This is a genomic window from Microcystis aeruginosa NIES-843 (assembly GCF_000010625.1).
GTDB classification, from domain to species: domain Bacteria; phylum Cyanobacteriota; class Cyanobacteriia; order Cyanobacteriales; family Microcystaceae; genus Microcystis; species Microcystis aeruginosa.
This window is the reverse complement of record NC_010296.1, coordinates 1,460,841-1,472,940: the sequence shown is the minus strand read 5'-3', so window position 1 is coordinate 1,472,940 and position 12,100 is coordinate 1,460,841. Positions and strand designations below refer to the sequence as shown.

Below are 12,100 nucleotides of genomic sequence, written 5' to 3'. Positions count from 1 at the left end.
TATAGAAGAATATGAGGCGTTTTTAACTGTTGGGGACATTGACAACAGGCTAAGGTGTTGTTAGTATATCCAACATGAAGGCTACCGCTCTCATTCGTCGTCGCGTCATCTTGGCCCCAGACGCATTCGCAGAAGTCACTGTCTGGCGTGTTTCCCAACCAGTTCTGCCATCGGAGCATCCTTACAAATATCGTCTCGCTTACATAGTCAACGGCAAATGTGTGTTGCGATATGATAACGAACGCGGTAAAGGCGATCACCGTCATTTCGATGGTGTGGAGTCTCTTTATGCTTTCTCTTCGCCAGACCAATTGATGGCCGACTTCAACTCTGACATTTTGAGGTGGAATTATGAACACGGTCGTTCTTGAAGTTCGCTCCTTGACTGACACCCTTGCCGATGCCGTTCAAGCGATGAAAACTGGTCGAGCAGAAAAAGAAGTTCGTATCAGTTTTGCTACCCCCGAACTTCTCTGGAAAGTTCTGACTGCCAAGCGGTGGGAACTCCTCAAAGCTATGTGCGGTGCTGGCCCCATTTCTATCCGTGAGGCGGCGAGGCGAGTACATCGGGATGTAAAAGCAGTACATGGAGATATTACGGCACTTTTAAATGTCGGTATTCTGAGTCGTGTAGCAGATGGGAGCGTAGAGTTCCCTTTTGAAGCGATCAAGGTTGAATTCATGTTGCAAGCCGTTTGATCGCCGGATTAGTAGCGATCGCCAATAAAGAGGATACCTGAAGCAAAAGTATTATCATTCTCTCGAAATTATTAAGGATATCCTAAGAATAAATTTTGAAAAGTATGGGTATCCTGCCAGCGATAGATTGAAAAATCGCGGCGATCTGACGTTAAAATTTTCCCATGCCCTAAGTTTTCAGCTAATACTACTAATGAAGCATCAGCTAGATCCATTGGTATATCTTCATAACGTTTCATAAGTTGTTGCATTCGTCTAACATGATTTGATTGTAATTCAAATACTTCAAAACCACCTGCTAAGAAATTTTGGATAAATAGCAGTTGAGCATGATTACCGATACGAGTTAGCAAAAGGTAACAAGTTTCGGTGACAACACACCAGGTTGTTATTAGGGGTTCTCGCAATCTTTGAATTACAAGCTGTGCTTGTTGATGATGATTATCTTGCTCATTGGCGAGGGCCAACCAGAAGCCTGTATCAACTATAATCATGTTTGGCTGACCATTCTTCCTTGAGGATGGTTTTATAGTTAGTAGAAAGATCGGGCGAACCTTGTCCACACCCAATAAAACCGCTTTCTTTCAGCACTTTAAGAGGCTCTGAGTTACGCGGGTGTAGTTTGGTATATTGTTGCTCAATAACTTGATTGAGCAGGGTAGTGATATCCTGATCGCTATGTTGTTGGATGTAGGCGAGTTTTTCCCTTTGTTCTTGGCTAAGATGAATGGTGATGTCCATAGTCCTTCTCCTTAATAATGTCTAAACTATGATTAGAATGATTGAATGATCGACTATGATTAGGTTATCCTTTGTCCTTGACAATCACGAATATTTATTGTATCACACTATATCATAAGGTCGCTCTCTCTCAAAAAAAATCACAGTCCATCACATAATCACATCAATCACAGTACAGACAATGAATGAACAACGCGCCCAAGCTTATGTTAATTTAATTGAACAGTTGCTCACTTCTGCTGATGGTGAGGAACTCAATAAGATTCTGCAAGCTAATCAGGAATTGATTGATCCCGAATTTTTGCAGGTGATGGAAAACTATGCAACAGGGTTAGAACAACAAGGACATAATAATCCTGCGGCTTGGTTACGGAACATAGCGCAACAGTTGGGGCAGTTTCTCAACCCTCAAGCGAGAAGTATAGAGGAATATCAGGGGTTTTTATTAGAAGTATTACAAGCAGAAGCAGAGATTAATGATGGCCGTGCTATAATAACTGACAACGATTATTATTATAAAAATATGCAGTATAAAGTCAGTCTTAAGCAAACAGAAGAAGGATATGCTGTTTGGTGTCCCGGTTTACCCGGCTGTGCTTCTCAAGGTACAACAAAAGAAGAAGCTCTCAATAATATTCAAGATGCTATTGTGTCTTATTTAGAAGTTGCCGAGGAATTGAATCAAGGTGTAGAATCTTGTTATGTGGAAGTTGAATTAAATCATGCCTAGTCTTCCCGGAATTAATCATCAACGAGCCATTAAAGCCTTTGAAAAAGCAGGATTTAGGATTGTTCGACAGGGTAAACATATTACAATGACTGATGGAGAGCATATCTTAACAATTCCCAGAGCTAATCCAATTAATGCTTATACAATGGGAACAATTATTAAAGGTGCCGGAATGTCTATTGAAGAATTTAAAAAACTTTTGTGAAAGCATCGGATTAAGGTTATGGACGAAAAACGCACCCAAGCTTATCTAAATATCATCGAGTCGTTCTCTCGAAAAAATCACAATCCATCACATAATCAGATCAATCACAGTACAGACAATGAATGAACAACACGCCCAAGCTTATGTTAATTTAATTGAACAGTTGCTCACTTCTGCTGATGATGAGGAACGAACTAATATTCTGCAAGCTAATATGGAATTAATTTACCCTCAATTTTTGCAGGTGATGGAAAACTATGCAACGGGGTTAAAATAATAAGGATACAATAATAACCATACAGATTGATTTAACACAAAACTTTGGGCAATATCTCAACCCTCAAGCGAGAAATATAGAAGAATATGAGGCGTTTTTAACTGTTGGGGACATTGACAATAGGCTAAGGTGTTGTTAGTATGTCCAACATGAAGGCTACCGCGATCATTTGTCGTCGCGTCATCTTGGCCCCAGACGCATTCGCAGAAGTCCCTGTCTGGCCTGTTCCCCAACCAGTTCTGCCATTGGAGCATCCTTACGTCATATACTTAAAAGTAGGATAAGAAATTGTTTAGAGAGTGATCCAAAACTTTAAAGATAAAGAAGCTCAAAAAGTTTTTGAACGTAAACATTCGCGTAAATTGCCATTAGATATCCAACAAGTGGCATTGCGAAAATTGCGGATGCTTAATCGTGCGGAAACCCTGCAAGATCTTCGTGTCCCACCAGCAAATCGATTGGAACGTCTGGTTGGTGACAGGGAAGGTCAATATAGCATTCGGGTTAACGATCAATGGCAAATTTGCTTTGTCTGGCAAAACGGTGATGCTCTAGACGTAGAAATCGTTGATTATCATTGAGGTAAAATAATGAATGAAGATAAACTAATGCCAATTCATCCCGGTGAGGTTCTTTTAGAGGAATTTATCAAGCCAATGAACCTTAGTCAGAATCAAATAGCTCTGGCTCTTGGAGTTCCTGAACAATGTATTAACGAAATCGTTCACGGAAAGCGGTGTATCACGGCGGATATAGCTCTTCGGTTAGCTCGTTATTTTGATATGTCACCGCGATTTTGGCTGGGATTACAAATGGATTACGATCTGGACGTTGTTGAAGATGAAATAGGAGATCAATTGGACAAAGAAGTTGCTGTAATGACAGTTATTTGTGCAGAAAAGTAATTTGTTTGATATGTTCTAAGGCAGAAACTTGGAATATATCAAACAAATTTGGCAGCGACCCCCCTTGACAATCACGAATATTTATTGTATCACGTTAAATCATAAGGTTGGTCTCTCTCAAAAAAAATCACAGTTCATCACATAATCACATCAATCACAGTACAGACAATGATGGAAGACTATGCAACAGGGTTAGAAGAACAAAGAAATAATACTCCTGTTGCTTGGTTACGGGATATAAAGTATAGAATCTTGTTATGTAGAAGTCTAAAGCATGATCTATATGATTATTTAATTGACTGTCATTCTAGCCTGACCTATAATCATGGAAAGCTCAATCAGGAAAGTGAAAATGAGACAGGTACTTACAGCGAGAATTTTTCAAGAAGATAATTGGTTTGTTGCCCAATGTTTAGAGGTTGATGTTGCTAGTCAAGGGGAAACAGAAACCGAGGCGTTAAACAATCTGCAAGAGGCTTTAGAATTACATTTTGAACCGCCTTGTGCGACAGTTATTCCCCAATTACAGAAGATAGAGGTAGAAATCAATGCCGCTTAAGCCTTTATCTTATCGTGAGATTAAACGCAAGTTGGAAGCGGCAGGGTTTGAAGTTATTAGTCAAAAGGGGAGTCATGTTAAGTTTGCCAAGGATACTCCCGAAGGAAAAATGACAACGATTGTTCCCTGTTATAAGGAGGTAACAATCGGTACAATTAGCAGTATTTTAAGGCAAGCGGGATTAAGGGTTGATGAGTTTGAGCGTTTATAGTTAATATCCTCTATAGCATTCTGTGTCATAATCGCCCTATATCAAGGGGACTCATCCTATAATAGAGTCATCCGCCAAAAAACATCATAGTCCCTCATTCAATCATTCTAATCACAGTACAGACAATGAATGAACAACGCGCCCAAGCTTATGTTAATTTAATAGAAAAGTTGCTCGCTTGTACTGATGATGAGGAACTCAATAATATTCTACAAGCAAATCAGGAATTAATTGATCCCCAATTTTTGCAGGTGATGGAAGACTATGCAACTTGGTTAGAACAACAAGGAAATCATAATCCTGTTGCTTGGTTACGGAATATGGCGCAACAGTTGGGGCAATATCTCAACCCTCAAGCGGGAAGTATAGAGGAATATCAGGAGTTTTTATTAGAATTATTACAAGCAGAACATGAGAGTAATGATCCTGCTCCTGCGGTGGTTTATCCTATCCTACAACGCTGTCAACATCTGTTAGATGATACTTTTGCCCAAGTGTTGCAACAATACGCTAGAAATGTGTTTTCTCAAAGGAAGGCAGAAGATGTGGCAGTTATTGCTAGGGTGATTCAAAATTTATGTAATAAGATTAAACAGTTTCCCTTGGGAAGTCGGGCTAATAATCTGGAAATTGCTATTACAGGTTATCACACCCTGTTAGAAGTTTATACCCGTGAAGCCTTTCCTAAACAATGGGCAATGACACAAAATAATCTGGGGACTGCTTATAATTATCGCATCAGAGGGGAAAGGGCAGATAATCTAGAGTTAGCGATCGCAGCTTATAACCTATCTTTAGAAGTCTATACCCGTGAAGCCTTTCCTTATGAATGGGCAAAGATACAAAATAATCTGGGGTTTGCTTACGGAAATCGCATTAGAGGGGAAAGGGCAGATAATCTAGAGTTAGCGATCGCAGCTTGTAACCAGTCATTAGAAGTATATACCCGTGATGGCTTTCCTTATGAATGGGCAAACACACAAAATAATCTGGGGAATGCTTATCTATATCGCATCAGAGGGGAAAGGGCAGATAATCTAGAGTTAGCCATCGCAGCTTATAACCAGTCATTAGAAATATATACCCGTGAAGCTTTTCCTGAAGATTGGGCAAGGATACAAAATAATCTGGGGTCTGCTTATGGAACTCGCATTAGAGGTGAAAAGGCAGATAATCTAGAGAAAGCGATCGCAGTTTATAACCTGTCATTAGAAGTATATACCCATGAAGCTTTTCCTGATGAATGGGCAAGGTCACAAAATAATCTGGGTAATGCTTATAGAAATCGCATCAGAGGGGAAAGGGCAGATAATCTAGAGTTAGCGATTAAAGCTTATAACCTGTCTTTAGAAGTATACACTCGTGAAGCTTTTCCTGAAGATTGGGCAGGTACACAAGATAATCTGGGTAATGCTTATAGAAATCGCATCAGAGGGGAAAGGGCAGATAATCTAGAGTTAGCCATCGCAGCTTATAACCTGTCTTTAAAAGTAAGAACCCGTGAAGCTTTTCCCGAATATTGGGCAACGACACAAAATAATCTGGGGTTAGCTTATACAGATCGCATCAGAGGGGAAAGGGCAGATAATCTAGAGTTAGCGATTAAAGCTTATAACCTGTCTTTAGAAGTCTGTACCCGTGAAGCCTTTCCTGAAAATTGGGCAAGGTCACAAAATAATCTGGGGAATGCTTATCTATATCGCATCAGAGGGGAAAAGGCTGAAAATCTAGAGAAGGCGATCTCAGTTTATAATCTGTCATTAGAAGTAGATACCCGTGAAGCCTTTCCTGAAGATTGGGCAAGGTCACAAAATAATCTGGGGGGTGCTTATCTATATCGCATTCTTGGGGAAGAGGCAGATAATCTAGAGTTAGCTATTGCAGCTTTTAAACTGTCTTTAGAAGTATATACCCGTGATAGCTTTCCTGAACAATGGGCAAAGTCACAAAATAATCTAGGGACTGCTTATCTATATCGCATTCTTGGGGAAAGGGTAGATAATCTAGAGTTAGCTATTGCAGCTTATAACCTGTCTTTAGAAGTATTTACCCCGACTGCTTTTCCCATAGACTGTTTACGAACAGGACGTAACTTAGGAATTACTGCTAACCTGATCGAAGACTGGGAAACCGCCATCAAAGGCTACAACTTAGCCATCGAAGCAGTAGAAAATACCCGACTCCAAGCCTTAAACCCCCAACGACAACAAGAAATCCTCTCCGATGCAATGGATGTTTATCATGGCATCGTTCAATCCTATCTCAACCTCAATCAACCAGATCGCGCCTTAGAATACGTTGAACGCAGCAAAACCCGCTATCTAGTCCAATTGCTTACTGACCGAGATATCTATCCTAAAGGTAATATCCCCCCAACTATTATTACCGAATTAGATCGCCTCCGTCGTGCCATTATTGGGGAAGAACAACAGTTAGCGATCCAAGAACAAACCCGCAATCGGGGAGTAACTTTAACCCTAGATGAACAAAAACAACCCATCTTAAATGACTATACTCACCTTAATCATTTAAAACAAGAATTAAATCAATTCATTGATCGTGAAATAACCCCCATAGATCCCACTTTTAGCTTAACTCAAAAAGTTCAAACCATTCCCTTAAGTGAGATTCAATCCTTAATTGATCAAGATACTGCCATCTTAGAATGGTATATTGCAGGGGATAGTATTATGGCGTTTATTGTTACTAATGAGGGTTTGATCCCCCCTAACCCCCCTTCAAAAGGTTTGATCCCCCCTAACCCCCCTTCAAAAGGTTTGATCCCCCCTAACCCCCCTTCAAAAGGGGGGAATAGTGAGGTGAAAGGGGTTAAAGTTTGGCAATCTTCAGCAGAAGATCGAGAAAAATTGATTAATTTTATTAAAAATTATCGTGATGCTTATGAAAATAATAAAACCGAGTGGATTAATAATCTTAATGATTGTTTAAATCAACTCTCAGAAATTCTCCACATTGATGAACTGTTAGAACTGATTCCTCAATCTTGCTCTCGTCTCATCCTAATTCCCCATTGGTTTTTACATATTATTCCCCTTCATTGTTTACCAATCGAAAACGGACAATTTCTCTATCAATGCTTTTCTAAAGGGGTAGGATATGTTCCCAGTTGCCAACTTTTAAAACTGGTAAAATTATCACAGCGAGAAAACTTTACTCGTCTTTTTGCCATTAAAAACCCCACCAGAAAAGACCTAAAACCTCTCTTAGGTGCAAATCTAGAAATCGAGAGAATTAGTCAAGGATTTGCCACTGAAAAAACCATTATTATTGGGGAATTAGAAGCATCAGAACAAACCCTAGAAAACCGTCGTCAAGAATTACAAGCATCCCATTGTCTTCACTTTTCCTGTCATGGTAAATTTGATGATGACTCCCCTAGAGACTCTGCTTTATTCTTAGCAGATCCAGAAGGTAATTTAGGAAAATCAGCTAACCTAACCCTAGCAGAAGTATTTGAAAAATTTGACTTAAGAGAATGCCGCTTAGTTACTTTTTCTGCTTGTGAAAGTGGTATAATTGAAAGTAAAGCTGATAGTATTAGTGATGAATATGTGGGTTTACCTAGTGGTTTTCTATTTGCAGGTAGTTCTAGTGTTGTTAGCACCCTTTGGACAGTAGATCCCCTAGCAACTACGTTATTTATGACTAAATTTTATCACGATCTTAAACGGATTTCTATCCAAGATCAAGGAAGTATTGCCATTGTTTTAAATAATACACAAACATGGTTAAGAACATTGAACAGTAAAAAATTAGCCAGAATTAAAAATAGTCAAAAATTCCAACAATTACTCGATCGAGTCTTTGAAAGTAAACGGGATAGAAGAAAATTCCAAGACTTATTAGAAGCTGCGGTTAAACGTGAACCCTATCCCTTTGCCAATCCCTATTATTGGACGGCATTTATCGCAACAGGGGTTTAATCTATTGTTCCTTGAGAATACAATTAAGTTGAGGTATTCTCCCCCCTTTTTAAGGTGGGTGGGGGGGGATCACTTTGATTTAAGAATCGGAAGAAGTTTGACAAAATTTATCCATTCCTTCCTCTTGAATATAAATAGCAACTGGAGTTGATAAAAGTCCTGCTACTCCAGGCGGACACATAAAACATCCTGCGATAATATCTGTTAAAGGGGGAATAAGTGCAGGTAAATATGTTTCTCGCAAAGTTTCATACTTCGGTTGACAAATAGAATCACGACATTTATTAAGAATAATAACAAACCAACGAAAATTAGCATTATCTTCTACCCCTTCAATCCCGTTACGAGTGGCAATAGACTCAGCAGCATCTGCTAAATCTCCCTCCCATTCCTCAATAACATCAAGTGCAATTAAAGCGTTCTCATTGTCCGCAAATTCAATACGGTACTGAGCAATTTTTTCCGGTGTTAACTGCGTTGCGTCTGACATAATACCATCCTTAAAGCTAAAACCAATTTTTTCCCATTATCTCACCTTATAATCGTCTCGTCGCTAAAGGTTTTGACTTTACCGATGGCAAGTTAATCCAGTCAAGATTAGCTTAGAAGACTAAGAATAAGCTAATTTTTTGGGGTGAGAATTTACTTTTGTCAAAAATCATTACATATTCGCAACAAAATAAACTTTTTTGGTCAAACTAATATACCCTACTTAGACAAGGCGATCGATTATTTTGTCCCAAGAATTACGCGCTAAACTTATCTCCTGTTATCCCGAAAGTCAGGAAAAAGAGGAAGTCTTAATGAAGATGATTTCTGAACATTAATCAATTGAGGATAGGGAGAGGTTGCTAACGGTCAATATTGCCACCTGAATCGCTTTTTCAATGGCCTGTTGTTTGCTTTCTAAACTAATCCCTTCCTCTTTGTTTCTTTGGGCAATCACAGCACAAATACAAGCGGCAGTAAATCCATAAACCCCCGCCATTTTAAATAAAGTTCCCGCTTCCATTTCATAATTGAGAATATTTAAACGTCGATATTCTTCCGTAATTCCCTCTAAGTGACGCTGAAGATAAGGGTTAGCAGAAGACAGGATTCTTTCTTGTCCTTCATAAAAACTATCCACAGAAGCGGTAATACCTACATGATAATTTACTCCCAAAAATTGAGCCGATTTGACTAGAGCAACTGTTAAAAAAGGATCCGCCACTGCTGGATATTCCGGAGGAGCAATATCATTAGCTGCACCTTGCCTACATAAAGCTGCTTGCGAGATAATAATATCACCAATTTTTATTCTATTTTGAATTGCGCCACAAGTACCAATACGAATAATAGTTTTAATTCCCACCTGTATTAATTCATTAACCACAATACTCAAAGATGGCGCACCCATGCCACTGGTAGCCAGAAGAATTGGGGTAGAATTATCTAGATAGCCAAGATAACTATTTAATCCGCGATAATCCGATAGTAAACGTGCATTTTGTAAATAAGTTTCAGCAATATAGCGCGAGCGTTCTGGTTCCCCCGATAATAGGGTGATAGTCGGTTTTGCCGTGCCTAAATCCTCACTGCTAAAGTTGAGATGATAGGGTTTTTGGTGGGATAAGTTATTGGACATTTAAATCAAATTAAGAGCAGTTACTTTGGTTAAATAGGCTTTTAGTTATTATAACAACTTTAGGTTTTAATTAAAATTAAATATTTAATTATTGACAAAAGAGAATCAAGCTTAAGGACGACTATTGATGTTAAGTTCTTGCACTAATTCCTGTACTGTGGTTGAGGGATTGGCATCAAAAGGATGTTTTTTGGCTTCATCTCTATCTTGAATAAGTTTTGCTGCATTAGTGATTGCTGTTGTCTGGTATGGCTTTAATTTTTCGTACATATCCTCTCGATTTTTTGCATATTGTTCTTTTTCGTTTAATAATTTACACTTTTTCATCTGAGTATTTAAAATTTTTGGGTATTCACTTCGGGATGTGGCAATATCCAGATATTGAAAGTGTAAAATAAACCAAATTTCAAAAGCTTCATTAGAATAGGCAATCTTGATATTTTGTTCTTTAGCCAGTCCTTCTGCTTGATTAAATTGCTCTTTAGAACAGTTATCTTTATCAAAAACACACCAGATTTGATCGAATGAGTCATCTTGTTTTAGATTATCTATAATCTGAATAGCTTTGTTGACTAAACTCAAGCTATTTTTACCTTCACCTTTCACCGTAACTGCAATTTTCTTAGGAACAGTAAAAGCCTTAAAATAGTTAACTTCAGTTTTTTCTCCCTCGCAAACAATTAAAAATCTTTTTCTTGTTTCTCTAGTCTTAGTTTGGCGACGCAAATAATCGGAAGTATTCCTGTTGTTACTCATACTAATTACCAATAATTGTACTTAAATCACCAATAAAAGGTATTGCTCCATAACGACCTTGAATATAATCTTTTTCAAAGGTATTATTATTATTAATATCAGCAAATTCCACCAAAGAATATAAATCTGTTGCTCCTTGATGATTTTTTTCGGTAAACCAAATTTGATCCCTCCTTAAAAATTTATGACTAAGTAAATTAATATCGTGAGTAGTAAAAATAAGTTGAGCATTTTTGGGATTAGTTTTCTGAGAATTAAATAATTCGATTATATTTCTAGTCATTAAAGGATGAAGTCTGGCATCCAATTCATCAATTACTAAAACTTCCCCTCTTTGCAAAGTGTCTAAAATCGGTGCTGACAGAGCCAAAATCTTTTTAGTTCCATCAGATTCATGTTTGTCCATATCAAAAATTTCTAACTCAATCATTTTACCTGTTGAGTCATACTTTGGATGATAGGTTTTTATGGTAGCGGACTTTATTTCACCGCTAGAGTGACTGATGATATTTCTGACAACATCCGGTAGATCTTGCGGGAGACTGTCTAAGGAAATTTTTCTGGTTTCTGTTTCTAGGTTGAGATTGTCAATACTTAAATCTAATTTTTTAATTAACTTAGTCACATCATCAATCAAATCTTGTCTATTAGAAAGATGCTCAAGCGTAATCGCTTTTAATAATTCCACATCTAAAAAAGACACAACACCTAAGTGACTAAACCAAGAGACAATTTCCACCGCTAGAGAATTATTAAATTGAGCCGCTAGTGATAAAAACAGAGTATTTTTTTTTGTCAATCCTCTTAGTATATTACCTTGTTCAATATTTTTGCTATATTCTATTTTATCGCCTTGCCGATTAAAAATTTGAGTTTCACGACTTCTGGGCGTACAAAATAACCATTCGGAAACTACTCGCTTTTGAGTTACTTCAAATCCATATCTATAAGTTTTGTTTTTTAGCTGAAAAACTATTTCAAAAAAGGATGATTTATCAACAGTTTCGGTACTTAATCTAAAGTCTTCCACATCTATTTTGTCAGTGATTTGTAATTTTGCAGAATTCATGACAAACCGTCGCATAAAATTGAATGCCAGAATTAAATTACTCTTACCACTGGCATTTGCTCCATAAATAGCGGCACTTTTCAGTAAACTAAATTGTTGATTAACCTTAAAAACATTATTTTTATCAAGCTCATCATTACCACAGGCATCCTCCGCAGCTACCATGCTGAGAGTGACTACATCTTTAAAAGAGCGATAATTGCCGACACTAAATCCGATGAGCATTGCATATTAACCCTAACAGTCTCTAAAGAATAAAGGAGACGATACTTTTATTTTATGCACTTGTTGAGCATTTGAACAAGAATTGTCCTCAGAATCAGCAAACAATCACTGAAAAAGGTAAGGAATTGATTTTCCTTACCTAAGAATTGTAC

The 12,100-nt window shown here is 37.9% G+C and carries 16 protein-coding genes; 10 read left to right on the top strand and 6 right to left on the bottom strand.

All coding sequences use genetic code 11. From position 1 onward, the window contains the following. Nucleotides 1–110 precede the first annotated feature (110 nt). Both MAE_RS28750 and MAE_RS07225 read left to right on the top strand, forming a co-directional pair. Nucleotides 111–371, top strand: a complete 261-nt coding sequence (locus MAE_RS28750; protein WP_231859740.1) for a toxin-antitoxin system TumE family protein — start codon at nt 111–113, stop codon at nt 369–371. Beyond that, nucleotides 352–699 (top strand): hypothetical protein, encoded by a 348-nt coding sequence (locus MAE_RS07225; RefSeq protein ID WP_002751511.1) that lies wholly within the window; start codon nt 352–354, stop codon nt 697–699. Before MAE_RS28750 ends, MAE_RS07225 begins: the two co-directional genes overlap by 20 nt. Before the next feature lie 71 nt (nt 700–770). Here MAE_RS07225 and MAE_RS07220 read toward each other — a convergent pair whose 3' ends face one another. Further along, entirely contained in the window at nt 771–1,193 is a 423-nt protein-coding gene (locus tag MAE_RS07220) for a type II toxin-antitoxin system VapC family toxin (protein ID WP_012264982.1), read from the bottom strand. After that, on the bottom strand, nt 1,180–1,440 hold the full coding sequence (locus MAE_RS07215) for a hypothetical protein (protein WP_041803907.1): 261 nt from the start codon (nt 1,438–1,440) through the stop codon (nt 1,180–1,182). The genes MAE_RS07220 and MAE_RS07215 overlap by 14 nt, the downstream gene beginning before the upstream one ends. Nucleotides 1,441–1,963: 523 nt before the next feature. Here MAE_RS07215 and MAE_RS07205 point away from each other — a divergent pair. The 8 genes from MAE_RS07205 to MAE_RS07175 all read left to right on the top strand — a co-directional run bounded on the left by MAE_RS07205 (nt 1,964) and on the right by MAE_RS07175 (nt 8,271). After that, complete coding sequence (locus tag MAE_RS07205; protein WP_012264985.1) at nt 1,964–2,170, top strand: type II toxin-antitoxin system HicB family antitoxin; 207 nt, start codon at nt 1,964–1,966, stop codon at nt 2,168–2,170. Next, nucleotides 2,163–2,375 (top strand): type II toxin-antitoxin system HicA family toxin, encoded by a 213-nt coding sequence (locus MAE_RS07200; RefSeq protein ID WP_002759169.1) that lies wholly within the window; start codon nt 2,163–2,165, stop codon nt 2,373–2,375. The genes MAE_RS07205 and MAE_RS07200 overlap by 8 nt, the downstream gene beginning before the upstream one ends. 118 nt (nt 2,376–2,493) lie before the next feature. Then, nucleotides 2,494–2,652 carry a hypothetical protein gene (locus tag MAE_RS34000; protein ID WP_012264980.1) on the top strand — a complete coding sequence of 53 codons (159 nt, stop codon included), beginning with the start codon at nt 2,494–2,496 and terminating at the stop codon, nt 2,650–2,652. A 299-nt stretch (nt 2,653–2,951) separates the two neighbouring features. After that, nucleotides 2,952–3,233, top strand: a complete 282-nt coding sequence (locus MAE_RS07195; RefSeq protein WP_008206034.1) for a type II toxin-antitoxin system RelE/ParE family toxin — start codon at nt 2,952–2,954, stop codon at nt 3,231–3,233. Nucleotides 3,234–3,242: 9 nt separating this feature from the next. Then, on the top strand, nt 3,243–3,557 hold the full coding sequence (locus tag MAE_RS07190) for a HigA family addiction module antitoxin (protein ID WP_002737909.1): 315 nt from the start codon (nt 3,243–3,245) through the stop codon (nt 3,555–3,557). Nucleotides 3,558–3,909: 352 nt separating this feature from the next. Then, nucleotides 3,910–4,116, top strand: coding sequence for a type II toxin-antitoxin system HicB family antitoxin (locus tag MAE_RS07185; RefSeq protein WP_002798743.1), 207 nt, complete (start codon nt 3,910–3,912; stop codon nt 4,114–4,116). Beyond that, a complete protein-coding gene (locus MAE_RS07180) occupies nt 4,106–4,327 on the top strand; it encodes a type II toxin-antitoxin system HicA family toxin (protein WP_002800940.1) in 222 nt (73 codons plus the stop codon). The genes MAE_RS07185 and MAE_RS07180 overlap by 11 nt, the downstream gene beginning before the upstream one ends. Before the next feature lie 125 nt (nt 4,328–4,452). Continuing rightward, entirely contained in the window at nt 4,453–8,271 is a 3,819-nt protein-coding gene (locus tag MAE_RS07175; protein WP_012264977.1) for a CHAT domain-containing protein, read from the top strand. 79 nt (nt 8,272–8,350) lie between these two features. On the opposite strand, the gene MAE_RS07170 is transcribed toward MAE_RS07175, so the two are convergent. From MAE_RS07170 to MAE_RS07155, 4 genes are all read right to left on the bottom strand, one after another. Further along, nucleotides 8,351–8,761 carry a hypothetical protein gene (locus MAE_RS07170; RefSeq protein ID WP_012264976.1) on the bottom strand — a complete coding sequence of 137 codons (411 nt, stop codon included), beginning with the start codon at nt 8,759–8,761 and terminating at the stop codon, nt 8,351–8,353. Between the two features lie 333 nt (nt 8,762–9,094). Then, nucleotides 9,095–9,898 carry a nucleoside phosphorylase gene (locus tag MAE_RS07165; protein WP_012264975.1) on the bottom strand — a complete coding sequence of 268 codons (804 nt, stop codon included), beginning with the start codon at nt 9,896–9,898 and terminating at the stop codon, nt 9,095–9,097. Nucleotides 9,899–10,009: 111 nt separating this feature from the next. Beyond that, nucleotides 10,010–10,654, bottom strand: a complete 645-nt coding sequence (locus MAE_RS07160; protein ID WP_012264974.1) for an RloB family protein — start codon at nt 10,652–10,654, stop codon at nt 10,010–10,012. Nucleotide 10,655: 1 nt separating this feature from the next. Then, nucleotides 10,656–11,948, bottom strand: a complete 1,293-nt coding sequence (locus MAE_RS07155; protein ID WP_012264973.1) for an AAA family ATPase — start codon at nt 11,946–11,948, stop codon at nt 10,656–10,658. Nucleotides 11,949–12,100 lie beyond the last annotated feature (152 nt).